Annotated in this window: 21 protein-coding genes; 9 read left to right on the top strand and 12 right to left on the bottom strand. The window is 69.7% G+C overall.

Annotated elements, in window-relative coordinates; translation table 11 throughout:
- Positions 1-81: 81 nt before the first annotated feature.
- From ACIBGM_RS18400 to ACIBGM_RS18375, 6 genes are all read right to left on the bottom strand, one after another.
- On the bottom strand, positions 82-1,200 hold the full coding sequence (locus ACIBGM_RS18400; protein WP_396386253.1) for a glycosyltransferase family 4 protein: 1,119 nt from the start codon (positions 1,198-1,200) through the stop codon (positions 82-84).
- Positions 1,197-2,441, bottom strand: a complete 1,245-nt coding sequence (locus tag ACIBGM_RS18395) for a M48 family metallopeptidase (protein WP_396386252.1) — start codon at positions 2,439-2,441, stop codon at positions 1,197-1,199. Before ACIBGM_RS18395 ends, ACIBGM_RS18400 begins: the two co-directional genes overlap by 4 nt.
- Positions 2,434-3,864: a hypothetical protein gene (locus tag ACIBGM_RS18390; protein WP_396386251.1), complete on the bottom strand. Its 1,431-nt coding sequence runs from the start codon at positions 3,862-3,864 to the stop codon at positions 2,434-2,436. The genes ACIBGM_RS18395 and ACIBGM_RS18390 overlap by 8 nt, the downstream gene beginning before the upstream one ends.
- Before the next feature lie 139 nt (positions 3,865-4,003).
- On the bottom strand, positions 4,004-5,053 hold the full coding sequence (locus tag ACIBGM_RS18385; RefSeq protein WP_360529909.1) for an NlpC/P60 family protein: 1,050 nt from the start codon (positions 5,051-5,053) through the stop codon (positions 4,004-4,006).
- Positions 5,054-5,269: 216 nt separating this feature from the next.
- A complete protein-coding gene (locus tag ACIBGM_RS18380) occupies positions 5,270-5,488 on the bottom strand; it encodes a hypothetical protein (protein ID WP_360529906.1) in 219 nt (72 codons plus the stop codon).
- A gap of 109 nt (positions 5,489-5,597) precedes the next feature.
- Positions 5,598-6,908, bottom strand: coding sequence for an NYN domain-containing protein (locus ACIBGM_RS18375; protein WP_396386250.1), 1,311 nt, complete (start codon positions 6,906-6,908; stop codon positions 5,598-5,600).
- Between the two features lie 186 nt (positions 6,909-7,094).
- Between ACIBGM_RS18375 and ACIBGM_RS18370 the strand changes: the two genes are divergently transcribed.
- Positions 7,095-8,876, top strand: coding sequence for a DEDD exonuclease domain-containing protein (locus ACIBGM_RS18370; RefSeq protein ID WP_360529900.1), 1,782 nt, complete (start codon positions 7,095-7,097; stop codon positions 8,874-8,876).
- Positions 8,877-9,016: 140 nt separating this feature from the next.
- Here ACIBGM_RS18370 and ACIBGM_RS18365 read toward each other — a convergent pair whose 3' ends face one another.
- Positions 9,017-9,442 carry a hypothetical protein gene (locus ACIBGM_RS18365; RefSeq protein ID WP_396386249.1) on the bottom strand — a complete coding sequence of 142 codons (426 nt, stop codon included), beginning with the start codon at positions 9,440-9,442 and terminating at the stop codon, positions 9,017-9,019.
- A 126-nt stretch (positions 9,443-9,568) separates the two neighbouring features.
- Between ACIBGM_RS18365 and ACIBGM_RS18360 the strand changes: the two genes are divergently transcribed.
- The 3 genes from ACIBGM_RS18360 (at position 9,569) to ACIBGM_RS18350 (ending at position 13,811) form a co-directional block, all read left to right on the top strand.
- Positions 9,569-10,372, top strand: coding sequence for a helix-turn-helix domain-containing protein (locus tag ACIBGM_RS18360; RefSeq protein WP_396386248.1), 804 nt, complete (start codon positions 9,569-9,571; stop codon positions 10,370-10,372).
- A gap of 115 nt (positions 10,373-10,487) precedes the next feature.
- On the top strand, positions 10,488-10,775 hold the full coding sequence (locus tag ACIBGM_RS18355; RefSeq protein WP_360469428.1) for an Lrp/AsnC ligand binding domain-containing protein: 288 nt from the start codon (positions 10,488-10,490) through the stop codon (positions 10,773-10,775).
- A gap of 51 nt (positions 10,776-10,826) precedes the next feature.
- Complete coding sequence (locus tag ACIBGM_RS18350) at positions 10,827-13,811, top strand: hypothetical protein (RefSeq protein WP_396386247.1); 2,985 nt, start codon at positions 10,827-10,829, stop codon at positions 13,809-13,811.
- Positions 13,812-14,217: 406 nt separating this feature from the next.
- Here ACIBGM_RS18350 and ACIBGM_RS18345 read toward each other — a convergent pair whose 3' ends face one another.
- Positions 14,218-14,850 (bottom strand): hypothetical protein, encoded by a 633-nt coding sequence (locus tag ACIBGM_RS18345; RefSeq protein ID WP_396386246.1) that lies wholly within the window; start codon positions 14,848-14,850, stop codon positions 14,218-14,220.
- A 237-nt stretch (positions 14,851-15,087) separates the two neighbouring features.
- Between ACIBGM_RS18345 and ACIBGM_RS18340 the strand changes: the two genes are divergently transcribed.
- Positions 15,088-16,077, top strand: coding sequence for a hypothetical protein (locus ACIBGM_RS18340; RefSeq protein WP_396386245.1), 990 nt, complete (start codon positions 15,088-15,090; stop codon positions 16,075-16,077).
- A gap of 67 nt (positions 16,078-16,144) precedes the next feature.
- Here ACIBGM_RS18340 and trpD read toward each other — a convergent pair whose 3' ends face one another.
- The 3 genes from trpD to ACIBGM_RS18325 are packed head-to-tail and all read right to left on the bottom strand — an operon-like array spanning position 16,145 to position 18,587.
- Positions 16,145-17,185 carry an anthranilate phosphoribosyltransferase gene (gene trpD / locus ACIBGM_RS18335; RefSeq protein ID WP_360535440.1) on the bottom strand — a complete coding sequence of 347 codons (1,041 nt, stop codon included), beginning with the start codon at positions 17,183-17,185 and terminating at the stop codon, positions 16,145-16,147.
- A 6-nt stretch (positions 17,186-17,191) separates the two neighbouring features.
- Entirely contained in the window at positions 17,192-17,611 is a 420-nt protein-coding gene (locus ACIBGM_RS18330; protein WP_396386244.1) for a hypothetical protein, read from the bottom strand.
- 58 nt (positions 17,612-17,669) lie between these two features.
- Positions 17,670-18,587, bottom strand: a complete 918-nt coding sequence (locus tag ACIBGM_RS18325; RefSeq protein WP_396386243.1) for a cytochrome c oxidase assembly protein — start codon at positions 18,585-18,587, stop codon at positions 17,670-17,672.
- An 82-nt stretch (positions 18,588-18,669) separates the two neighbouring features.
- Here ACIBGM_RS18325 and ACIBGM_RS18320 point away from each other — a divergent pair, with 82 nt between their 5' ends.
- From ACIBGM_RS18320 to ACIBGM_RS18305, 4 genes are read left to right on the top strand one after another with little or no spacing between them, the layout of a single operon-like run.
- The gene (locus tag ACIBGM_RS18320; RefSeq protein WP_360535446.1) at positions 18,670-19,332 is read left to right on the top strand and encodes a heme-copper oxidase subunit III; all 663 of its coding nucleotides are present in this window, start codon (positions 18,670-18,672) and stop codon (positions 19,330-19,332) included.
- Positions 19,329-20,198, top strand: a complete 870-nt coding sequence (locus ACIBGM_RS18315; RefSeq protein WP_360535448.1) for a cytochrome c — start codon at positions 19,329-19,331, stop codon at positions 20,196-20,198. Before ACIBGM_RS18320 ends, ACIBGM_RS18315 begins: the two co-directional genes overlap by 4 nt.
- Positions 20,199-20,214: 16 nt before the next feature.
- Positions 20,215-21,237 (top strand): Rieske 2Fe-2S domain-containing protein, encoded by a 1,023-nt coding sequence (locus tag ACIBGM_RS18310; protein WP_396386495.1) that lies wholly within the window; start codon positions 20,215-20,217, stop codon positions 21,235-21,237.
- A gap of 5 nt (positions 21,238-21,242) precedes the next feature.
- Positions 21,243-22,901, top strand: coding sequence for a cytochrome bc complex cytochrome b subunit (locus ACIBGM_RS18305; RefSeq protein ID WP_360535452.1), 1,659 nt, complete (start codon positions 21,243-21,245; stop codon positions 22,899-22,901).
- A gap of 384 nt (positions 22,902-23,285) precedes the next feature.
- Here the strand turns inward: ACIBGM_RS18305 and ACIBGM_RS18300 are convergent, their stop codons facing one another.
- Positions 23,286-23,750, bottom strand: coding sequence for a MarR family transcriptional regulator (locus ACIBGM_RS18300; protein WP_396386242.1), 465 nt, complete (start codon positions 23,748-23,750; stop codon positions 23,286-23,288).
- Position 23,751: the final 1 nt, after the last annotated feature.

Raw genomic sequence — 23,751 nt, 5'->3', positions numbered from 1 at the left:
AGCCGGAGAGCGATGAGCTCGTACGGCTGCGGCAAGTCGGAACATCCGGTGCATGTCGGCCAGAGTACACGAATCCCCGAGCTAGATGTCCAGCAATTCCCTGAGCACGGCTCCGCTGCGTGACCAGGTCCAGTTCTGCTGAGCCCAGGCCCGGCCTTCGGCGCCCATCGCCGCGGCTTTGGCCGGGTGGGTGAGGAGTGCGACGAGACGGGCGGCGACCGCGGGCGGGTTGTACGGGTCGACCAGGTAGCCGGTCTCGCCGTGCCGGACGGTGTCCGGCGTTCCCCCGGAGTCGCCGATCACGACCGGCTTGCCGGTGGCGGACGCTTCGAGGGTGACGATCCCGAGGGCCTCCGGCTCGAGGCCGAACCGCCTCGTCCGGCACGGCATCGCGAACACGTCCGCGGCATCCACGTACGGCGGGATGTCGGCCCACGGGATCGCCCCGGCGAACACCACCGACGACGTGACACCAAGGGATGCCGCGAGCCCTTCGAGCCGTTCTCGATCAGGACCGCCGCCGACGAGCAGCAAGACCGCGGACGGTACGGCGGCCAGCACCCGCGGCCAAGCACGGATCAAGGTGTCCTGTCCCTTGCGCGGGATCAGCCTCGACACACAGGCGACCACCGGAACGCCTTCGAGGCCAAGCCGCTTCCGGACCTGCTCTCCCCCACAGCCCGGGAAGAACCGGCCGGTGTCGACCCCAGGAGTCAGTCGGCGCATCCGTCGTACGGCGCCCGGCGAGAGCGCGGGAGCGATCCGGTCCGCGCACCAGGACGAGACCGTCGTCATGGTGTCGGCCGCATCGCCGATCCGCCGCAGCGCCCGGCGTGCACCGGGCAGGTGGGCCCACCATGTCTCGTGCCCGTGCGTCATCGCGACGATCCGCCGTACGCCGGCCCGTCGGAGCGCCGGACCCATCAGGCCGAGTGGCGCGGCCGCGCCGAACAGCACCCGGTCCGCGTTGTGCGCTTTCGCCAGCCGTACGGCGTTCTTCGTGATCCGGGCCGTCGGCAACAACATCGTCGTCCGGTCCCGGATCACGGGGAACGGCAGCGTGGCGTCGTACGCCGTGTCGCCTGGTTCGTGCGACGTGTAGACGACGAGGTCGGGCAGCTCGTCGCACAGCGAGCGGACGAAGGTCTCGATCCCGCCCTGGCGGGGTGGGAAGTCGTTGGTGACGACGAGGACGGTCATCGCTGGACCAGCGGCGGCACCGGCGTGCCGTGCTCGGCTCCCCAGGCCCGGCCCATCGCGATCCGCTCCGGCGAGGTCGGGTGGCTGGCGAACATCCAGTACCGCCAGCGGCGCGGGTTCAGCCCGGAGATGTTGGTCACGGCCAGGCCGTGCTGCATGGCGACGAAGTTGCCCGGGTCGTTCGTGAGCCGCAGCGAGTGGTAGTCCGCGCGGGCCTCGATCCGGCGGCTGACCAGGTTCTGCACCGGCGCGGCGAGCGTCGTACCGGCGACGATCAGGGCCAGCAGCAACGCGGTCCGGCGCGGGTCGGACATCCGGGCCCCGAGCAACAATCGGAGCAGGACGACCGCGAAGGCGGTCCCGAGCACGCCGATCAGAGTGCCGTGCAGTACGTCGTCCTCGGCCGCGTGACCGAGCTCGTGCGCGACGACGAGCCGGACCTGCGCCGGTGGCGCGTCCTTCAGCAGCGTGTCGTAGACGACCAGCCGGCGGGTCGTGCCGAAGCCGGAAACGTAAGCATTCAAGGCGGTTGTGCGCTTCGACGCGTCCGCGACGAGCACATCCTCGACCGGCACGCCGTCGTCCGCGGCCAGCTTTATGAAGTCGTCGCGCTGCGGCCCGGCCGGCATCGAGGTGAACTCGTTGAACCGCGGCTCGACCAGGACCGGGTACGCATACGACACCCCGAGCACCAGCACCGCGCCGGCGATTGCCGCGGGCAACCACCACCAGGTCCGGAAGCGTTTCGCCAGCGCGATCAGGCCGACCGCGATCACAGCGAGCGCGAGCGACATCAGCAGCCAGTTGACCGCGCGGTCGCGAGTCCATAGCCCCCAGTCCTGCACGGACAGGCCGTACTTCCGGCTGACCCGCTCGGCCATCACGTCGGTCGGCAGGGTGACCACGCTGGCGAGCAGTCCGAGGCCGAACACGAGCAGCGGTACGGCGAGATACCACCGGCGAATGCGGATCGCGTCGTACAGACGGCGGCCGAGCGGGCTGAAGCCGATCACCAGCGGGACCAGCAGGGACAGCACCCACGAGGTGGTCGACCACGGCAGCAACTCGTGCCGGAACGCGTTCTGCCGGGCGATCTCGGCCGCCGTGAAGTCGAGCGTCGCGTCCGGTTCGGGTACATCGATCAGGTGCCAGGGCGTCGTGATGACGATGACGACGACCAGTGCGGCGGCGAGGACGACGGCGACCACCGGCGGGGCCCAGCGGGCCGCCGGCTCAGACACCGGCGAGCCTCTTGATGTACTGCTGCCACTCGGCGACGAACTCCTGCTCGGTCATGCCGAGCACAGTCTTGAAGGCGTCCGCCAGGCCGGCCGAGGTCTTCGACGCGTGCACGGCCCGGTAGAACTTCACCAGCTTGCTCTGCCCCTCCCGCTCGGCGATCAGCCGACAGGCGAGCCACGCCGACTCGTAAGCCTGGGGCAGCTCCGCCGCCGACGCGGCGAACGCCTCCGGCGCCGGCAGCGCAGGCGGCACCTTGCCGGCGCGGACCGCCTTGAACAACTCCTTCGCCGCCGACTCGTCCTGCACAGGTACGGCGTTGAACGCTACGTAGTCCGCGAATCCCTCGGCCAGCCACAACGGCACCGGCGAGGCGGTCGCTGTGGATGCGACATGGGTGGTCTCGTGGGTCAGCACAATCCGGCGGCCCTGCTTGCCGAGCTCCTCGAACAGTTTGGGATTGGCGACGATCCGCACCGGCGCGCCGACCTGTGGCGCATCCAGCTCGGCCATCGTGACGGCGGCAATCTGGGTGTAGGTGTTCGGCTGCGCGCCGAGGACGTACTCCATCTGGGCCTGTTTGGCGGGCAGGTAGACGACGACCTTCTGCCGCCAGTTCCGGCCCCAGACCTTGCTGACCGAATCGACCGCACGATCCGTCACGGAGACGTAGCTTTCCGCGTCTGCCGCGGAGTCCAGGCTGATCACCAGGCTGTGGTCGCCCTTGGCCACGTCGATCGGGCCGAGCGCCCAGACCGGCCGCCGCTGACCGGCCACGAACCGCTCCGAGAACGAGGCGGCGTACGTCGTCCCGTCGCGGGTGACGAACGTCACCGGCAGGGTCTCGCGGGCCGGCTTCACGTCGTACCCGGTGAGTTGCCAGGAGACCTCGACCTGGGCGAGCCAGGACTCGGTGCCGCCCAGCTCGGTCTGGCGGTCCGGGCTGAGCGCGGCCGTGTCGTCGCTGACGTAGCGGAGCTGGAAGCTGCCGACCGGGAGCTTGCCCAGGTTCGCGAAGATCGTGCGGGCGCTGGTCCGGAACTCGGTCGCCTTCGGGTCGATGGTGGCCAGGAACGCGGACCGGCTGTCGTCCTGGACCGCGACGGCCATCTTCTGCAACACCGCTCCGCCGACGGAGGCTCGCCGTACCCCCTCGGCGGCTTCGTCCGGGGTGGTCGAGGTCTGCGGGGACTCCGCGATGACCGGCGCACCGGGATCGGCGGGCGCGTCCGCGATCTGGCGGAGTCCGGCGTACCCGGCGACGGCGACCAGGCAGATCGAGACGCCGAGCGCGACCTTCTTGACGATCGGGCCGACCGTGGGCGGGACGCGGCCCCCACCGGCGTGTCGCTCGGTGGGCTGCGGGCGGTCCTCGGCGGGCGGTACCGCCGGGAGGGGCACCGTGTCGCCCTGTTCGTCGATCACCTCGGCCCCTCGCTGCTCACCTGCCCCAGTCAGGCGGGACACTACGTGCCTCCTCTGACAGTAGAGCACTCGGACGGTGGTGAAACGACTCGGCTCCGGGGTGAGACCCCGGAGCCGACGAGTATGACAAGGGCGCGGTTCAGCCCGGACGGACGGCGGTGTTGTACGGCATCAGGTCGAGCGGGTCGGTCTTCACCGGCTTGCCCGGGCGGCTCGCGTGCACGATCCGGCCGTTGCCGATGTAGATCCCGACGTGGCTGATCGGCGAGTAGTAGAACACCAGGTCGCCCGGCATCAGCTGGCTCTTGCTGACCCGGCGGCCCTCACTGGCCTGCGCCTTCGAGGAGTGCGACAGCGAGACACCGGCCTTGCCCCAGGCGTACATCGTCAGGCCGGAGCAGTCGAAGGAGTCCGGCCCGTCGGCGCCCCAGACGTAGGGCTCGCCGAGCTGCGCCATCGCCGCCTGGATCGCGATCCCGGCGCGGCCGTTGGCCGGCACCGGCGAGTCGTCCGTCCGGTCGCCGTCCCGGCTCGGGCGCTCGTCCCGGGCCTCCTCGGCTTCCTTCTCGTTCTCCGCCTGGATCCGGGCCCGCTCCGCGTCGCTGAGCTTGTCGAGCACCTTCTCGGCGGCGTCCAGGTTGGTCTGGATCTGCTTCTTCAGCGCGTCCTGCTGGGACTGCACGGCCTGCAGCGCGGCCAGCTCGGTCTGCTCACTGGCCTGCAGGTCGGTCAGCTTGCCCTGAGCCTGCTGGTAGCGGCGGAGCGCCGAGTTCTGCTGGCCGGCGAACGCCTGGGCGGTCGAGGCCTGGCTGAGGAACTGATCGGGGTTCGTCGACAGCAGCAGCTGCGCCGTCGTCGTCATCCCGGAGGTCTGGTAGCCGGCGACCGCGAGCGAACCGATCTGTTTCTTCACCGCGTCGACCTGGCCCTGCTGCGTGCCGATGGCAGCCTGCAAAGCCTTCACCCGGGCCTGCGAGGCACCGATCTGGCCGCGTAGGTCGTTCGCCGACTCACCGGCCTGCTCGGCCTTGTGCTGCAGCGCCGCGACCTGCTTCTTCGCCTGGTCCAGCGTCGGCGCCGGATCGGCGTCCGCACCCGTCTGGATCAAGAACACACCCGCGGCGACTGCCGTGCTGGTGATGGCGGCGAGGGCGATTCCCTTGGTGCGGTTGATGCGTCCGCTGGCCACAGCCCGGTCGATCCCTTCGTCTGCTCGCGCCGTCCCCATTGACCACACCGGCCGCAACGAGACTTACGCTGCGGGACCTGGCGGGTCACCCATCGGCTTCGTGCTGCCCGGTCGGTCTGATCGGCCGACACCCTGAGGCAACGAGAGGTAACAGTAGTGACCGTTTCGTGACCAGTGCAATTCGCCCCTCGGGTTTGATCGAAAATTAACGAAGTCTCACCCCAGCCCAACGACCGTTTCGCCTTCGTCGTCAGGGGTTTCGGGGGTGATGCTGCTTACGGCGTGCACGAGGCGTAGCGGTGGCACCAGGCCGGACTCGGCCAGCGCGTCCAGCGCAGCCTTCTCGTCGTCGTCGATCCGCAGCGTGCCGGCTCGTTCGGCCGAGAAGCCCAGGACCACGGTGACCACGCAGTCCTGGCAGCCGGGACCACGCATCACACAAGCGTCGCAGTCGACCAGCACAACGTCCTCCAAAGTGGGGAAGCACCCGGACTTGCATCCGGCTGAGAAGGACGCTAGAGGGCGGCTCCGACAGTTTTTGTCGTCAGGCGCGCGCGATCCGGCCGATCAGCGTGGTCGCGGACAGTGCCCGGGCACCCATCTTGATGATGCTTTCGGCAACTTCGCGGTCGGTCGAGACCACGACGACCGGGCGGCCTGGCGGCTCGGCCCGCACCAGTTGCCGGATCACCTCGTCGGCGATCACACCGGCCGGGCTGAACCGCACCCGCACCCCGCGCGGCGGATTCAGTTGCACCGGGCCCGAAAGCTCGGCGCCGTCGAACACCACGGTCACCTCGATGCGACGTTGAGCGACGAGCGCTCCCAGCGCTGTGACCAGCCGCTGACGCTGCGAGTGCAACGGCGAGTTGGGCCATGCGGTCTTCGTCACGTTGTAGCCGTCGATGATCAGATGCACCTGCGGCAACGCCAGCAACTCGTCGAACAACGCTGGGTCGTCGTCAGGCGCCGTACGCCCGACTGGTGCGGCGTCGGGCTCCATGCCGGCGACAGTGTCGGCCGGTCGGAGCTCGCCCCCGGGTGGCAGGGCCAGCTCGCGACGCAGTCCGCTTGCTGCCTCGAGCAACGTGTCCAGGAGCAGTCTGGTCCGGGTCGAGGCGAGCTCGCGTTCCTGTCCCGCCGTACGGCGTGCTGCGTGTTCGACTGCTTCGAGCTCGGTGATGCGGGCGCGGAGCTTGCGCAGCTCGCGTTCCACCTCGGCGCGGGCGGCGTCGACGCGTTCGTCGGCCGTCTCCGCTTGGGTGGTGCGTTCCGCGAGCTCGCTCTGCAGGCCGCTGATCCGCTGCCGCGCCTCGTTGAGTTTGCGGCGCAGCGTGACGTTCTCGGCCTTGAGCTCGTTGACCTGTTCGCGGAGGCGTTCCCGGACTTGCCGGGTCTCGGTGCGCGCCTGGTCGAGCTGGTCGGACAGCCGGCTGACTGCCTCTTCGGCCGCGCGTGGCGCCTCGACGGGGATCTGGGCGGCGGCTGCGGTGACGTGCTGCTCCCAGTCGTCCGGGCGGAGCAGGTAGGCGAGGGCGGCGACTTCGACGGGGTCCGCGGCCGGGACCGGGACGCCGTCGGCGACTGCGTCCCCGAGCTCCGGGTGCTCGCGCCGTACCTCGAAGGCCGTGAGCTTCCGGAAGTGGTCGTCGGTCTCCAGGATCGGGCCGAGGACGGACGCCGAGAGCTTGGCCCGCTTGGCCGGCGCAAAACTGGCGAACCGGCGCAGCGGCGGCGGGATGTCGGACGCCGGCAACTGGCCGAGAGCCTGCGCGGCGAGGGCGAGAACGCGTTGCCGGACCGGTTCGGGCAAAGAGGTAGCGGCGGAGCTCGCGGCGGTGCCTGCCTCAGTCACCGGCCCGCAGTCCGGCCCGAACGGTGGTCTGGCTGCACGAAGCGCTGGGCCAGTGACGCAGACCACAGCTGCCCGGCAGCTGGGCCGGATTCGCGGTGATCGCCTGTGTACGCATACAGAGAGCCTAGTCGACTCTCTTGCGTGTCACCTGCGGAATTGTCGGTGGCGACTCTTAGCGTCGTTGCCATGACCAGCCCGGCCCCGGACCAGCTCACGCCGATTCGTGGTGTGCAGCCGAGTTTCGACGACCTCGGGACGCCGCTGCGCGACGTCACGTTCTGCGTCGTCGACCTGGAGACCACCGGTGGCGCGCCGGGCGAGTCCGGCATCACCGAGATCGGCGCTGTCAAGGTGCGCAGCGGCGAGGTGGTCGGCGAGTTCCAGACGCTGGTCAACCCGACCGACCCGATCCCGCCGTTCATCGCCGTGCTGACCGGCATCACCAACGGGATGGTTGCCTCGTCACCACGGATCGAGTCGGTGCTGCCGGCCTTCCTGGAGTTCGCCCACGGCTGCGTGATGGTGGCGCACAACGCGCCGTTCGACATGGGCTTCCTGAAGCACGAGAGCCTCGTGCACGGGTACGACTGGCCCGACTTCACCGTCGTGGACACCGCGTTGCTGGCCCGCCGCGTGATCACGCCGGACGAGGCGCCGAACTGCAAGCTCGGGACGCTGGCCAAGCTGTTCCGCGCCACCACGACGCCAAACCACCGCGCACTGTCGGATGCCCGCGCGACAGTCGACGTACTGCACGGACTGTTCGAGCGGGTCGGCTCGTTGGGTGTGCAGACGCTGGAGGATCTGCAGACGTTCTCGTCGCGGGTCGCGCCGGCGGTGCGCGCGAAGCGACACCTGGCCGAAACGTTGCCGCACGCACCGGGTGTGTACCTGTTCACCGACGACCGCGGCGAGGTCCTGTACGTCGGCAAGTCGAAGGACCTGCGGAACCGGGTCCGGTCGTACTTCACCGCGTCCGAGACCCGCTCGCGGATCGGCGAGATGGTCGGCATCGCCACCGGGGTGCGCGGGATCGAGTGCGGGACGTCGCTCGAGGCCGAGGTGCGGGAGCTGCGGCTGATCGCCGAGCACAAGCCGCGGTACAACCGGCGCTCGAAGTTCCCGGAGCGGCAACACTGGCTGAAGGTCACCGTAGAACCGTTTCCACGGCTGTCGCTGGTGAAACAGGTGCGGGACGACGACGCCGGGTACCTCGGCCCGTTCAGCTCGCGGAAGACGGCCGAGCGGGCGATGGCGGCGCTGCACGAGGCGTACCCGATCCGGCAGTGCACGGCGCGGATGTCGCGGCACCCCCAGCTGTCGCCGTGCGTGCTGGCCGAGATGGGCCGCTGCGTGGCGCCGTGCGACGGGCGGATCTCGGCGGACTCGTACGGCGAGTTCGTGACGTCGCTGCGGACGGCGCTGACCACCGACCCGACCCCGGTGGTCGAGGCGCTGGACCGGCGGATCGACGTGTTGTCGGCGGACGAGCGGTTCGAGGATGCCGCCGTACACCGGGATCGGCTGAGCGCTTTCGTGCGGAGCTCGGCGCGGATGCAGCGGATGGCGTCGGTGACGGGGTGCGCGGAGATCTGTGCGGCGCGGCGGACCGACGACGGCGGGTGGGAGCTGCACGTGATCCGTCGCGGCCGGCTCGCGGCGGCCGGGGTCAGCCCGCGCGGGACGGACCCGCGGCGCTACCTGGACATGCTCCGCGCCTCGGCCGAGACCGTGCTGCCCGGCATCGGGCCGGTCGCTTCCGCCTCCCCCGAGGAGATCGAGCTGGTCCTCCGCTGGCTCGACCAGCCCGGCATCCGCCTGGTCGAGATGGACGGCACCTGGACCTGCCCGGTCTCCGGCGCCGGCCGCCACCTCACCCGCCTCGACAACGCCCACTCCGACGACCACCACCACCCCACCGACCGCCGCCGCCGACTCCGCCCCCTAGGCCCCGCCCGAGCCAGCTAGCCGACGCACTCACCGCCACCCCGATCTCCGCCGCCAGGGGCACCACCGGCGGGCCGGCGCCTCCACCCCCCCGATTCCCGGCACCACAGCCCCGACGCCTTCACCATCACCTCGTTTTCCGGCGCCGAAGGCGCCGTTGGCTAGTCGACGAACTGGTAGTCGGCGGTGATGCGGCCGTCGGGGCTGAGGAGCAGGAGGTCGGTGCCGCTGCCCCGGGGGTCTCCGCCACCGGCCGGGACCATCACCCACCGGAGCTTCACCATGTCGTGCACGACCGCGACCGCCCCGTCCCGGCGGAACTCGAACTGGCCGGGCGCAACGAACTCGTCGTACGCCCGCGCCACCCGCCGTACCAGCTCCGCATGCCCGCGCGCCTCGAACGTCGCCCGGATGTCGAGCTCCTCCGCACGCTTCACCACCTCCTCGGGCGGCTCCAGCAGGTGCACGCCGTCCGCCGTCCACAGCTCCCCCACGGCCTTCCGCCGTACGTCGGCATCCGGCTCTTTCCACACCGCCACATAACGATCGGCCAACTCCTCGGCGACCGAGTTCTTCTTGTCCGGCAAGGGTTTCTCCTCCGTCGTGGACGACCCGGCGCCGCCCTGCCTCGACGATGCCGAGCGCACCCGCGCCCGGACAATTCCCTCCGGGGAATCACGCGAACTGTCGGTGGCGTGCGTTAGACCAGACTCATGCTGACCGAACCCCGCCCCACCGAGCTGTCCGCCGGCCTCCGGCTATGGCGGCAACGGCGCCGGGTGAGTCAGCTGGAGCTCGCGATCCGCGCCGGCACGACGCAGCGGCACGTCAGCTTCATCGAGAGCGGCCGCTCGCTCCCCGGCCGCGAGATGGTCATCCGCCTTGCCGAGTCCCTCCAACTCCCACTGCGCGATCGGAACGCGTTGCTGCTGGCCGGCGGATTCGCTCCTGCGTACGACGAGGCGCCGTACGACGATCCGGGCCTCGGCGCGATCCGTGCGGCGCTGACCGGGATCGTCGAGGGCCATCGCCCGTACCCGGCGGTGGTCGTCGACCGGCGTGGCGACCTGGTGCTGACGAACCGCTCCTTCGACGCACTCATCGGCGGCGGCGTGGCGTCGTACCTGCTCGAGGAGCCGGTCAACGGCCCGCGACTGCTCCTCCACCCCGACGGGCTCGCGCCGCGGATCGTCAACTTCGCCGAGTGGTCCTGGCACGTGCTCGATGCCCTCACCCGCGAGGCGGCCCAGAACCCGGCGCCAGAGGCCGACGCGCTGATCGAGGAGCTGACCGCCCTGGTCCCGCCGCGTCCCCCGACCGGCCCGGACCACCTGGGCTTCGCCGTACCGCTGCAACTGGACTCCCCGTACGGCGAGCTGCGGCTGATCACGACCCTCACCCGCTTCGGTACGGCGATCGAGGTGACAGTGTCGGAGTTGCGCATGGAGGCGTTCCTGCCGGCCGACGAGCCGACCGCGAAGGCGCTCCGGCTGCTCGACCCGGCCGCGCCGGGCTGAGCGGGGAACGGGCGGGCTCGGTCGGTGCGTCGTACCGAGCGCTCCTGGACGCCGGGTTTGGGGGTGGTCCGCATTATGCTTCAGCGGTTCAGGTGTGATTCGAGGAGAGGACGGCATGGTCACCGCGATCGTGTTCATCAAGGCCGACGTCGCGCGCATCCCGGAGGTCGCCGAGCAGGTGGCGGCGATCGAGGGTGTCAGCGAGGTGTACTCCGTCACCGGCGGGCTCGACCTGATCGCGATGGTCCGGGTCGCGCACCATGACGACCTGGCCACCGTCATCCCGGAGAAGGTGAACCGGGTGGCCGGCGTACTCAGCACCGAGACGCACATCGCGTTCCGCGCGTACTCGACGCACGACCTCGAGGCCGCCTTCAGCCTGGGTCAGGAGGACGGTGTCTGAGGGCTGGGCAAGCGCGACCCTGCTGACACGAGCTGAAGTTACGGTGACCGCATGAGTAACCCTCCCGCGGGCTGGTATCCGGATCCCACCGGCCAGCCGAACACCATTCGCTGGTGGAACGGGACGCAGTGGACCAACCGCACCGAGAAGGAAGACCTCTCCCAGCAGGCTGCCTCCTCTGAACCCACTCAAAGCGAGTGGTCCCCAGAGTCCGGTTGGACCACACTCACCAAGGCCCCCACCCCGGCCAAGGATGGCGCCCCCGCCGAGGACGACGGCCGTACCCCCTTCGAGCGCGCCCGCGCGACCTGGAACGCCCCCGTCATAGCCCCCGGCCCCCCAAACCACTGGACCCAGCAGGAACCCCCCGCGGAGCCTGCGGAGGAGCCCCAGCAATCTGCCTGGACCCTCAAACTGGCCCCCACCCCGCCGGAGAACGCACGCCCCCAAGCCGTAGACCTGGACCAGGAAGGCGACTGGACCCCCCAGCCCCCGTCCCAAGCCGGTGCACAGACCTGGGCCGCCCAGTCATGGGGAACCCAGCAGGACGACGACACCACCACACAGGGTTGGGGCAACCAACAATCCCCCCAACCCGAGGACGAGCACCAGTCAGCGACCACCGGCTGGGGCCAACAGCCCGACTCTGCCCAGCACGAGACGACCACCGGATGGGGCGAACAAGCCTCGGCGCAGCAGGGCTGGGGCGAACAGCAACCGCCCGCACAGCAGGAGACACCCAGCGGCTGGGGCGAGCAAACCCCCGCCCAGCAGGGACCGCCCGCCTCCAGCGAGCAGCAGACCGCGAGACCCGACTGGGGCCAACAGCCCCCGCCTGCGCAACACGAAACGCCCAACACGTGGGGCGACCAGCAAGGCCCAGACCAACAGGGCATATCCGGCGACCAGCCAACACCCACCCAGCACGGGACAAGCACAGGCTGGGGCGAGCAGCAACCCTCCCCCCAGCACAGCACCACCGCGTCAAGCGACCAGCAAGCCACCCAGCAGCAGTCCGCAGGAACCACCTGGGGCCAGCAGCAGGACCCCGCACGCCACGGTGAAACCACCGGCTGGGGCGAAGAGCAATCGTCCGCGCAGTACGGACCGACCAGTGGTTGGGGCGAGCAGCAGGCGGCCGGCCAAGGCGGGGCGACCGCCGCCTGGGGTGACCAAGGAGACACCGGCCAGCAGGGCGCAGCCACCGGCTGGGGCGAAGAGCAAACGTCCGCGCAACACGGGTCGGCCGGTGGTTGGGGCGAGCAACAAACGTCCGCCCAGCACAGCACCACCGCCTCAGACGACCAGCAAGCCACCCAGCAGCAGGCCGCAGGAACCAACTGGGGCCAACAGCAGGACCCCGCGCAGCAGAGTCCAACCACCGGCTGGGGCGAACCACAACCCACGAACCAGCAGGGATCGACCAGCGCCTGGGGTACGCAGGCAGACGCCGAGCAGCAGGGCGCGGCTACAGCATGGGGTGAGCAGGCGACCGAGCAGCAAGGCGCAGCCAGCCCATGGGGTGAACAGCAAGGCGCCCAGCAACAGGGCGCGGCAGCCGCATGGGGTGAGCAGACTGCCGAGCTGCAAGGCAGCGTCAGCCCATGGGGCGAGCAGCAAGGCGCCCAGCAGCAAGGCGCGGCTACAGCATGGGGTGAGCAGGCGACCGAGCAGCAAGGCGCAGCCAGCCCATGGGGTGAACAGCAAGGCGCCCAGCAACAGGGCGCAGCAACCGCATGGGGCGAGCAGACTGCCGACCAGCAGGGGACGACCAGCGCATGGGGTGCGCAAGGAGGCGCCGGGCAGCAGGGCGCGGCTGCTGGATGGGGTGAGCAGGCGGGTCAGCAGCAAGGTGCAGCCAGTTCGTGGGGCGAGCAGACTGCCGAGCAGCAAGGCACCGCCAGCCCATGGGGCGAACAGCAAGGCGCCCAGCAGCAAGGCGCGGCTACCGCATGGGGCGAGCAGGCTGCCGAGCAGCAGGGCGCAGCCGGCCCGTGGGGTGAGCAGCAAGGGGGCCAGCAGCAGGGTGCGGGTGCTGGATGGGGTGAGCAGGCGGGTGAGTCGCAGGGGGCGGCTGATCCGTGGGTTGGGTTGCATGGGGGGCAGCAGCAGGGTGGGGCTTGGGGGGAGCAACTGGGTGAGGTGCGGCAGGAGTCTGGTGGGTGGGGGCAGCGGCAGCAGGGGGCTGCAGGTGGTGCTTGGGGTGAGCAGGGGGCTGCTTGGGGCGAGCAGCGGGTTGACACGCGTGGGGGGAGCAAGGGCGGCAAGGGGAAGAAGGGCCCGGGGAAGGGCACGAAGACGAGCGGTGGGGGTGGAGGTCTAGGGGGACGGACGCCGCTGGTTGTGGCGGGGGCTGTGGCGTTGGTGATGTTGATCGTGGCGGCCGTGTTCTTGATCACCTCGCCCGGTGACGACGAGGCGGGCCCGGGCAACACCACGCCGACGAGTCAGCCGACCGGGAGCCAGCCGACCACCCAGCCGTCCGGCGAGAGCAGCACGAAGCCGGGCCAGTCGAAGAACCCGAAGCTCCACGAGGGCGCCCGGATCTCCTCCGACGCGATCTCGTTCTCGCGCCGCAACCCGCCGTGGTCCGATCGCAAGCGGCTCGTCTCACAGCTGCTCAACTCCAGCGGCCAGTACGTGCTGCTGCAGGAGAACTTCGACGGCAAGAACGACTGGTACGCCGACATCTTCGTCGGCGCGCTCGGCACCGGCTCCGGGTTCAACGGCGACCCGAAGGCGACCGCGGCGGCGCTGTCGATCCAGTTGCGGACCTCGATGTACGGAGACATCCCGGTGACGTTCAAGACCGTCAGCAACGGCGCGGTGAAGCGGTCGGACAAGTCGGGCTGGTACTTCCAGCAGCTTGTGACCGCGAAGTCGCCGAAGTTGACCGCCCGGGTGCTTACCCTGACGGTGGCCGTTTTCGACCTCGGTGACGGCACAGCAGTCGCGTACATCAGCGACATCCCCACCAACCGGCCGGATCTGAGGGCGGCCGAGAGCCAGGCCTACAAGGGAATCAACGTTGGCTGAAAACGAAGACCAGACCCCGCAACCGCCCCAGCGGCCCCCGGCACGGCACAGTGCACCCCCGCACCAGCCGCCGGGCCCACAGGCGTACCCACCCGACCAACCCCCAGCCGACCCCCTGGCCGGCACCCCCCAAGCCCCACCAGCCCCCACCACGTGGCCCACCCCCGAGCCGTCCGGCGCCGACGCAGGTACGCCGCACCAGTCCACAGCCGACTGGAGTGCCGCCGACTCGACACCTGGCGCGCGTACGCCGGGACGAGGTGCCGACGGCCTGGGTGCGGCCGGAGCGGCGACCGGCGACCCGCGTACGGCGGCACAGGGTGCCGGCAGCCTGGGTGCTGCCGGGTCGGCGACTGGTGACTCGCCTGTGGCGGCACAGGACGTCGGTGCCCGGAGAGCTGCCGGGTCAACGCCGGGTGACTCGCGGGTGACCGGGCAGCAGCAAGTGACCGGGCAGCAGGCGGGTGGGTCGTCGGATGCGTTGTTTGGGCAGTCGCCGGCTCCTGCGCCGCCGCCTTCGCCGTCGGCGAGCTCCGACGGGGGTCCTGGGCAGCGGCGCGGACAGGCGAACCCGTATCAGCAGCAGGATCCGCAGCACTCGGCACCGCAGGGTCAGCAGCAGTCCTGGGCGCAGCAGCAGATTGCCCAGCAGCAGGCTTCGCAACAGCAGGGTGCGCAGCAATTCGGCGCGCAGCAGGCTGGCGGGCAGCAAGGGCAGCCGCAAGGTCAACGGCCTCAGCAGCCACAGGGACAGCAGTCGTGGGCGCAGCAGCAGTTGAGCCAACAGCAGCCGGGGCAACAGCCGCGGGCGCAGCAGCCCGGACAGGCTCCGCAGCGTGGGCAGGCACAGCCGGGAGAGGCGCAGCACGCGCAGGCTCCGCACGGACAGCCGCAGCACGGACAGCCGCAGCAGGCGCAGTACGGGCACCCGCCGCAGGCCGGTCAGGCACATCACGGGCAGCAGCTGGGGCAGGCGCAGCAGGCTGGGCAGGGGCTGTATGGGCAGCAGCCGGGTGGTGGGGCTCAGCAGGGGCAGCACGGTGGGCCACTGCACGCGGCGCCGCCGCACGGGTCACCGCAGGGCGGGCAGCCTGGAGGCAACTACGCGCCGGGCCAGGGACAGCGCCCGTACGGCAGTCAGGGGCAGGCCCCGCACGGCGGACAGCCGCAGGGGCCGCCCGGCGTGCACCAGCCAGGACAGCCGTCATACGCGCCTGGGCAGCCGACTCAGGGGCAGCAGGCTGGGCAGCCGGTTTACGGGCAGCAGGCCGGGCAGATGTCGGCGGCGCAGCAGGCGGGGTACGCGCGGCAGGCCGGGCAGGTGTCGCAGGGACAGCAGGCCGGGCAGGCGTCGCAGGGACAGCAGGCCGGACAGCCGGCGTACGCACAGCAGGGCGGGCAGGCGGCGTACGGGCAGCAGGCTGGTGCGCGGCAGGGAATGGCGGGCCAGGGCTCATTTGGGCGGCAGGCTGGGGCCGGCGGTCGTGGTGGGCGCGGGCAGCGGGTGCCGGGGGGCGATGGTGGGGGGCCTGGTAAGGCCGGGGTCGAGGGGATGCGGGCTCGGTTGGTGGGGGCGTTGGTGCTGGTGGTGGCTGCGTTGGCTACTACTGGGATCAGTGTCGGGTGGATCTGGACGAAGGCTGATGCGGTGACGCCGGTCGCGTTGCCGCAGGGTGGGCAGACGCCGATGGAGACGGTTGATCCGCCGGCCAAGCCGTCCGAGACGCCGACGCCGACCGGCAAGGTGCTCGGGACCGAGATGCGGGCCGGGAACGGCGACATGATGCCGGTCATGAGCTCGGCGTGGACCGGCGAGTACGACCGGACCGGGCTGTGGGGTGGGACCGCGGTCTGGTTCACCGTGCACGCCAACTACGACGGCAAGAAGAACAGCTGGGGCAACCTGGTCACGTTCGGCCAGCTGGCGCCGACGATCAAGTACGTGAACACCGCGGCCGGCCGCAAGGAGGCGGCGAGCCAGGCGGGTTCGCGGGCGGTCATCAACCTGTACGACAAGAACGCCAAGATCTCCGCGGTGACGCACAAGCCGATCACCGTCGACGGGCACCCGGGCCACGAGATCACCGCCCGGATCGCGGTCAACCAGCCGCCGCTGAAGGAGACGTTCTCGATGATCATGATCGCGGTGATCGACCGCGGCGACAACAAGACCGCGGCCGTCTCGATCGCGGACATCGCCGGCTCCACTCCGGCGTGGCAGAACGTCTGGCGCTACAAGGTCAGCCAGATCAAGATCAGCCAGTAATCAAGATCAGCCAGTAGACGAGAAGGGCCGGCGGGAACCATCCCGCCGGCCCTGATCAATCAAAGACCTACCGCACCGAAGCGCAGGCAGCGATCCAGCGGTCCAGCACGCCCTTCGCGGCACCGGAGTCGATCGCCTCCGCGGCCTTGGACATCCCGGCCCGGATCCGGCTGACCAGCGGCTCGTCCGTCGGCGCGTACGCCGCCAGCGCCGCACCGGCGTTCAGCAGTACGACGTCCCGCACCGCCCCCGGTTCGCCGTCGAGCAACGCCCGTACGACCTTCGCGTTGAACGCTGCGTCCGCACCCTTCAACGCGTCCGCGGACACCGGCTCGATCCCGAGCTCCCGCGGATCCAGCGTGAACGGGCCTTCCACCGCTCCCCCGCCGACCGTCCACACCTGCGACGTCGTCCGCGTGGTCAGCTCGTCGAGGCCGTCGTCGCCGTGGAACACGAGCGCGTCGATCCCGCGCCGCGCCAGCACCCCGGCCATCAGCCCGGCGATCCGGCCGTCGCCGACGCCGACCGCCTGCGCGGACGGGTTGCCCGGGTTGGCCAGCGGGCCGAGGAAGTTGAACGTGGTCGGTACCCCGAGCTCACGCCGCGGTACGGCGGCATGCCGCAGCGCAGGGTGGAACGCCGGCGCGAAGCAGAACGTGATCCCGGCCCGCTCCCCCACCTCGGCCACCTGCGCCGCGGTCAGGTCGAGCGGTACGCCGAGCTCCTCGAGAACGTCGGCCGCACCGCACGCCGACGAGGCCGCGCGGTTGCCGTGCTTGAGCACCTTGGCCCCGGCGCCGGCCGCGACGATCGCGGACATCGTGCTGATGTTCACAGTGTGGGCCTGGTCACCGCCGGTGCCGACGACATCGAGAGTGCGGCCCGGGACCGTGATCTTGGTGGCGAAGTCGCGCATGGTCGCGACCAGGCCCTCGACCTCGCTGACCGTCTCGCCCTTGGACCGCAGCGCGATCACGAACCCGGCGAGCTGGGCCGGCGACGCCGCGCCGGACAGAATCTGCTCCATCGCCCAAGCTGTGGCGGAGGCGTCCAGGTCCTCGCGCCGCAGCAGCGGGTTGAGCACCTGGGGCCAGCTGTACGCGGCCATGGAGGATCAGGCGGTCGTGGCGGGCAGCGTGGCCAGCCGCTGCCGGAGCAGCTCGGCGGTGACCTCGGCCATCCGGACCGGGTCGATCGGGTGCGAGACCGCGGCCTCCGCCCGGGACCAGGTGGCCAGCCAGGCGTCCTGCGGGCGGCCGGTGATGACCAGCACCGGCGGGCACTGGAAGATCTCGTCCTTCAACTGCCGGGCGATGCCCATCCCGCCGGCCGGCACTGCCTCGCCGTCCAGGATGGCCAGGTCGATCCCGCCCTTGTCCATGGTCTTGATCACGGCCGGCTCGGTCGCGCACTCGACGTACTCGACGACGGGCAGGTCGGCGGCCGGCCGCTTGCCGAGCGCCAGCCGGACGGATTCCCGGGTCGTACGGTCGTCGCTGTAGACGAGCACCTTCAGCGGACGCTCTGAACTCATCGATCCATCCCAAGCTGTGTGTCAGTGACCAGTGGACAAGCGAACAACACCGCGAATGCTACCGGGGCGCCTGTCCACTCCGGCGAGCCTGTTCCTCCAACCGGTCCAGCCGGCGGTCCTCGCGGCGTGCCTCACGCTGCGACTCCTTCACCCACTGGACGAAAAGCACCCCGAAGAAGATCAGCCCGACGATGTCGCCGGACCCCCACAGCAGACCGCCGGCGATGTACTGGTCGCGCAGCGGCGACGGCGACCAGGCCCGGTCGAAGCTGGTGTACCAGTCCTCGGCGATCAGGGTGCTCGCGGACATGATCGTGATGCCGAGGAACGCGTGGAACGGCAGCGTGAGAAACGTCATGATCAGCCGGAACGGGTAGATCACCCGGCCAGGCACCGGGTCGAGCCCGAGCAGCGGCCAGAAGAACAGTGCGCCGACCAGGATGAAGTGCACGTGGAGCAGGTCGTGCAGCGCGGTCGATCGCAGCGTGGCGTCGTACCAGCCGCTGAAGTAGAGCGCCCACGGGCTCAGGACGAACAGCGTGAAGCCGATCAGCGGGAAGCACATCACCTTCGCGAACCGCGAGTGCAACACGGAGAGCAACCATTTCCGCGGCTGGGGCGGCAGCGTCCGCAGGGCCAGCGTCACCGGCGCGCCGAGCGCCATCATCAGCGGCGTCAGCATCGACAGGACCATGTGCTGAGCCATGTGGACGCTCAGCAGCACCGTGTCGTACGTGCCGAGCGCTGACTGGGTGGCGATCACGGCGCTTCCCAGGCCCAGTCCGACGAACGCGAACGTCCGTCCGCGGGACCATTTGTCACCCCGCGCGCGGAGCCGGTGGACGCCGTACAGGTAGAGCGCAGCCAGTACGATGATCACGCCGAGTAACACCGGTTCGAAGGTCCAGGCCGTCAGCAACCGGACCGGCGTGAGCGGTGCGATCTGGTCGCCCGGCGTGGCGTGGAGGGGAAGCACGCTTCAACAGTAGAAAGCGTGAGTCTGCGACATGCATGGGGGTGGTCGTGGCAACTGATTCGCCGACCGACATAATGACCGCGTGGCCACTGCAACCGCGCTCCCAGCGTCTCGTGAACACGGACACCACGACCGTCCCAGCATGGTCAGTGTCGGCACGATCGTCTGGCTCTCGAGCGAACTGATGTTCTTCGCCGCCTTGTTCGCGGCGTACTTCACGATCCGGTCGGTGACGACCGCCGCCGCCGCTCCGGGTACGGAGACGCTGTGGCAGGCGTCCACCGAGATGCTGAACGTGCCGTTCGCCTCGGTGAACACGTTCATCCTGGTCGCGTCGTCGTTCACCTGCCAGGCCGGCGTGTTCGCCGCCGAGCACGGCAAGGTGGGCCGGACCGGCTCGCTGCTGAACGTCCGCCAGTGGGGTATGCGTGAGTGGTTCATCCTCACGTACATCATGGGCGCGGTCTTCATCGCCGGCCAGGTGACCGAGTACGCGGCCCTGCTGCACGAGGGCCTGTCGATCTCGTCGTCGCCGTACGGGTCGGTCTTCTACCTGACCACCGGGTTCCACGGTCTGCACGTGACCGGCGGTCTCATCGCTTTCGTGTACGTCCTGGCCAGGACGTACATGGCTCGTAAGTTCACCCACGAACAGGCCGTCTCGGCGATCGTCGTGTCGTACTACTGGCACTTCGTCGACGTGGTCTGGATCGCCCTGTTCGCGACCATCTACCTGCTCAAATGAGTGAGAAGAGACTTTCCTTGTCACCGGCGCGCTTTCTCTCCGCGCGACGACGGCACCGGTCAGCCGGCCTCGTCGTGCTCCTGTTCGGCCTGTTGGCAGTGGGTTCGGCGTACGCCGCCTTCGCCCCTGACAACGCGGTCGCGGACAACTCGGCCCAGTCCCAGCAGATCGAAGAGGGCAAGAAGCTCTTCGCGGTCGGCTGCGCCAGCTGCCACGGCCTGAACGCCGAGGGCGGCGGCAACGGTGAGGGCGAGATGGCCGGACCGTCGCTGATCGGTGTCGGCGCGGCCGCCGTCGACTTCCAGGTCGGCACCGGACGGATGCCGGCCATGCAGCCCGGCGCCCAGGTGCCCCGCAAGACCCCGGCCTACACCCAGGAGGAGATCGAGGCGCTGGCCGCCTACGTCGCCTCGCTGGCCCCCGGCCCGGCGGTTCCGGCGCAGGAGTCGTACGACGTCAGCAAGGCCACCGACGAGCAGGTCACGCGCGGTGGCGAGCTGTTCCGCACCAACTGCACGGCGTGCCACAACTTCGCCGGCAAGGGCGGCGCGCTGCCGAACGGCCGCTACGCGCCGTCGCTGATGGGCGTCAGTGAGAAGCACATCTACGAGGCGATGCTGACCGGTCCGCAGCAGATGCCGGTCTTCTCCGACCAGGTGCTGCAGCCGGAGGACAAGCGCGACATCATCGCCTACCTGAAGGCGCTGGAGACCCAGAAGGACCCGGGTGGCTTCGGTCTCGGCCGCCTCGGCCCGGTCTCCGAGGGCCTGTGGGGCTGGCTGGTCGGTATCGGCGTCCTGGTCTGCATCGCAGTCTGGATCGGCGCCAAGGGTGTCAAGGCCAAGGGAGCGAAGGCCAGTGAGTGACGAGAAGCTGCCGGCAGTGAAGGAAGAGGAACACGGTCCGGTCCAGGTGTCGGAGCCGATTCCGGACCCGGGGCTGGAGCCGCACGAGTACCGGATCACCGACATCGACCCGAAGGCGGCCGACCGGGTCGAGCGCCAGGTGTCGACGATGTTCGGCCTGGCCACGCTGCTCGTGCTCGGCGCCTGTGTGGCGTACTTCGCCATCCCGCGGGACGCCGAACTGGTCTTCGGCCCGCTGTCCGGCAACGCCAACAACATGACGCTCGGCCTGTGCATCGGTCTGGCGCTGTTCCTGATCGGCGCCGGCGCGATCCAGTGGGCCAAGAAGCTGATGGTCGACGAGGAGATCGTCGAGGAGCGGCACCCCGCGCACTCCACGCTGGAGCAGAAGGCCGACATCACCGACGCCTTCCAGCAGGGAGTGGCTGAGTCCGGCTTCACCCGGCGCAAGATGATCCGCCGTTCGATGATCGGCGCGCTCGCCGTGCTCGGCCTGCCGGCCATCGTGTTCCTGCGCGACCTGGGCCCGCTGCCGGGCCGGGCGCTGTTCCACACGATCTGGGCCAAGGGCATTCGCGTCGTCAACGACGTCACGCTGCGCCCGATCAAGCCGTCCGACATGATCGTCGGCCAGCTGGTGAACGCCGCGCCCGCCAACCTGGCCCCGATCCAGGAGGAGAGCCCGGTCGAGTACCAGAACGCCAAGGCGAAGGCCGCGGTGATCGTGGTCCGGATCAAGCCGAGCGAGATCCGGACGCCTCCCGGCCGGGAGAACTGGGGTGTCGACGGGATCCTCTGCTACTCCAAGATCTGCACCCACGTCGGCTGCCCGATCTCGCTGTACGAGCAGACCACCCACCACGTGCTGTGCCCGTGCCACCAGTCGACCTTCGACCTGGCCGACGCCGCGAAGGTCGTGTTCGGGCCTGCGGCCCGGCCGCTGCCTCAGCTACCGTTGGCAGTGGACTCCGAGGGCTACCTGGTCGCGCAGAGCGACTTCACCGAGCCAGTCGGTCCGAGCTTCTTCGAACGAGGGTGACCGCGATGTCTGACAAGGATTTCCCGCCACCGGTCAAATGGGTCGACGACCGGCTCGGCATTGCGAAGATCGGCCGGAAGAACCTGCGCAAGGTGTTCCCGGACCACTGGTCGTTCATGCTCGGCGAGATCGCGCTGTACAGCTTCATCATCCTGATCCTCACCGGCATCTTCCTCACGTTCTGGTTCAAGCCGTCGATGGCCGAGATCGAGTACCAGGGCTCGTACAGCCTGCTCAAGGGCCTGCACATGTCCGAGGCGTACGCCTCCACGCTGGACATCTCGTTCGACGTCCGCGGCGGCCTGCTGATGCGGCAGATCCACCACTGGGCGGCGGTGCTGTTCATCGCCGCGATGATGGTGCACCTGCTCCGCATCTTCTTCACCGGCGCGTTCCGCAAGCCGCGTGAGCTGAACTGGGTGATCGGCTTCACGATGCTGTTCCTCGGCATCATCGAGGGCTTCATCGGCTACGGCCTCCCCGACGACCTGCTCTCCGGAACCGGTCTACGCATCACCCAGGGCATGATCCAGGCCTCGCCGGTGATCGGCACGTACATGAACTTCTTCATCTTCGGCGGTGAGTTCCCCGGCGACGACATGGTGCCTCGGTTCTTCATCGTGCACGTGCTGCTGATCCCGGGGTTGATCCTGGCCCTGGTCACGGTCCACCTGTTCCTGGTCGTGTACCACAAGCACACGCAGTACCAGGGCCCCGGCCGGACCAACAACAACGTGGTCGGCTACCCGCTGTGGCCGGTCTACACCGCCAAGGCCGGCGGCTTCTTCTTCGTCGTGTTCGGCATCACCGCTCTGATGGGCGCCCTGATGCAGATCAACCCGGTCTGGCTGTACGGCCCGTACAACCCGGCGGAGGTGACGGCGGGATCCCAGCCGGACTGGTACATGGGCTGGCTGGAAGGCTCGGTCCGAATATTCCCCGGCTTCGAGTCGAGCTTCTGGGGTATCACGCTGAGCTGGAACCTGATCATCCCGGCGCTGATCATCCCGCCCGCCTTCGTCACGCTGGTCGCGCTCTACCCGTTCATCGAGGGCTGGATCACCGGTGACAAGCGCGAGCACCACCTGCTGGACCGGCCGCGCAACGTCCCGACCCGGACCGGTATCGGTGTCGCGTTCATGACGTTCTACGGCCTGCTCTGGGTCGGTGGCGGTAACGACCTGATCGCCACCCACTTCGGGATCTCGCTGAACAACGTGACCTGGTTCCTGCGGTTCGCGGTCATCCTCGGCCCGATCCTGGCGTTCTGGATCACCCGGCGGATCGCGATCTCGCTGCAGCGCGCCGACAACGAGCGGATCCTGCACGGCCTGGAGACCGGCGTCATCGTCCGCTCCCCCGAGGGCAAGTACTCCGAGAAGCACCAGCCGATCGGGACCTACGAGGCCTACGAGCTCACCGCCCGGGACCGGGTCGTTCCGCTCGAAATCGGTCCGGAGACCGACGACAACGGCGTCCGCGCCCCGCGCCGAGCCCTGAACAAGCTCCGCGCCCGGCTGTCGCGCTTCTACTACGCGGACGCGGTGCAGAAGCCGACGACGCACGAGCTCGAGGCGGCACACGAGCACGCGCACGACACGGACGAGATCCAAGACCTGTCCGAGACGGACACCTATCGCGAGGTCACCAGCGACAGGTCCTGATCAGCAGCACCGTCAAGAAGCCCCGGCCCCCGCCGGGGCTTCTTGCGTTACCGAGGTCCGACGCACACCACGGACTTGGAGTCCTTCAGCTTGAAGACCTCCGAGCCGGAGGGATCCATGGTCACAACCCGCTTGCACGCCGCCCTTCGGGTCTCATCGTCGAGCTGGTACCTGCTGGCGCGCCCGCCGGGGTGTCCGACCCGCGCAACCGCTCCGGCGCCGTGTACTCCGCCGAGCCGATGAACGTCCCGGTCGCCGTCACCGCAGTCTCGGCCGGGTCGATCGGCCGACCAGGTTGCCCGGTGCAGCTGCGTCCGCCGCCTTCACCTCGCACGTCGAAGCAGCGGCTGAGGTTATCCCGGTCGAGGTGCCATCGGCGGTGGTTCAGTCGATTGCTGCGGCGACCGTGGTCAGGTAGTCGCTGACGACCGTTCGCTGGTCGGGGCTGAGGGCCTCGGTGGTGGTGATCAGGCGCTCGAGCAGGGGCCCGAAGAACTGCCAGCCGAGGGCGACCGCGCTGTCGGAGACCTGGAGCCGGGAGCTACGGCCGTCTGAGCGGCTTCTGAGGCGTTCGACGTGCCCGGCGGCCTCCAATCGGTGGATGACCGCCGTCGTCGCCTGAGAGGTCATTCCGAGCTGTCCAGCGAGCCATCCCGGTGTTGCCTCCAGGCCGGCCCGCTCGGCGTCGAGGAGGCGGATCAGCGCGCGTACGTCGGTCGCGTGCAGTCCCGCCGCACGCGCGAACTCCCCGATCGCCAGCTCCAACCGCAGCGCCACCTCTCGCAGCCGGTGGATCAGCTCCAGTGCGGCCGCCCGCTCGGGGTCCGCCGGCATCACTCCTTCACGCATG

The sequence above is a fragment of the Kribbella sp. NPDC050470 genome, from assembly GCF_044458365.1.
Taxonomy (GTDB): Bacteria; Actinomycetota; Actinomycetes; order Propionibacteriales; family Kribbellaceae; genus Kribbella.
Note: the sequence above shows the minus strand (reverse complement) of the source record. Positions and strands in the feature narration are given on the sequence as shown.

Excerpts from the sequence above, each read along its gene's own strand:
- trpD (WP_360535440.1), bottom strand. The coding sequence starts at position 17,185 with ATGGCCGCGTACAGCTGGCCCCAGGTGCTCAACCCGCTGCTGCGGCGC.
- ACIBGM_RS18370 (WP_360529900.1), top strand. The coding sequence starts at position 7,095 with ATGACCAGCCCGGCCCCGGACCAGCTCACGCCGATTCGTGGTGTGCAG.
- ACIBGM_RS18340 (WP_396386245.1), top strand. The coding sequence starts at position 15,088 with ATGTCGGCGGCGCAGCAGGCGGGGTACGCGCGGCAGGCCGGGCAGGTG.
- ACIBGM_RS18350 (WP_396386247.1), top strand. The coding sequence starts at position 10,827 with ATGAGTAACCCTCCCGCGGGCTGGTATCCGGATCCCACCGGCCAGCCG.
- ACIBGM_RS18360 (WP_396386248.1), top strand. The coding sequence starts at position 9,569 with ATGCTGACCGAACCCCGCCCCACCGAGCTGTCCGCCGGCCTCCGGCTA.
- ACIBGM_RS18380 (WP_360529906.1), bottom strand. The coding sequence starts at position 5,488 with ATGCGTGGTCCCGGCTGCCAGGACTGCGTGGTCACCGTGGTCCTGGGC.
- ACIBGM_RS18315 (WP_360535448.1), top strand. The coding sequence starts at position 19,329 with ATGAGTGAGAAGAGACTTTCCTTGTCACCGGCGCGCTTTCTCTCCGCG.
- ACIBGM_RS18330 (WP_396386244.1), bottom strand. The coding sequence starts at position 17,611 with ATGAGTTCAGAGCGTCCGCTGAAGGTGCTCGTCTACAGCGACGACCGT.
- ACIBGM_RS18305 (WP_360535452.1), top strand. The coding sequence starts at position 21,243 with ATGTCTGACAAGGATTTCCCGCCACCGGTCAAATGGGTCGACGACCGG.
- ACIBGM_RS18400 (WP_396386253.1), bottom strand. The coding sequence starts at position 1,200 with ATGACCGTCCTCGTCGTCACCAACGACTTCCCACCCCGCCAGGGCGGG.
- ACIBGM_RS18355 (WP_360469428.1), top strand. The coding sequence starts at position 10,488 with ATGGTCACCGCGATCGTGTTCATCAAGGCCGACGTCGCGCGCATCCCG.
- ACIBGM_RS18300 (WP_396386242.1), bottom strand. The coding sequence starts at position 23,750 with ATGCGTGAAGGAGTGATGCCGGCGGACCCCGAGCGGGCGGCCGCACTG.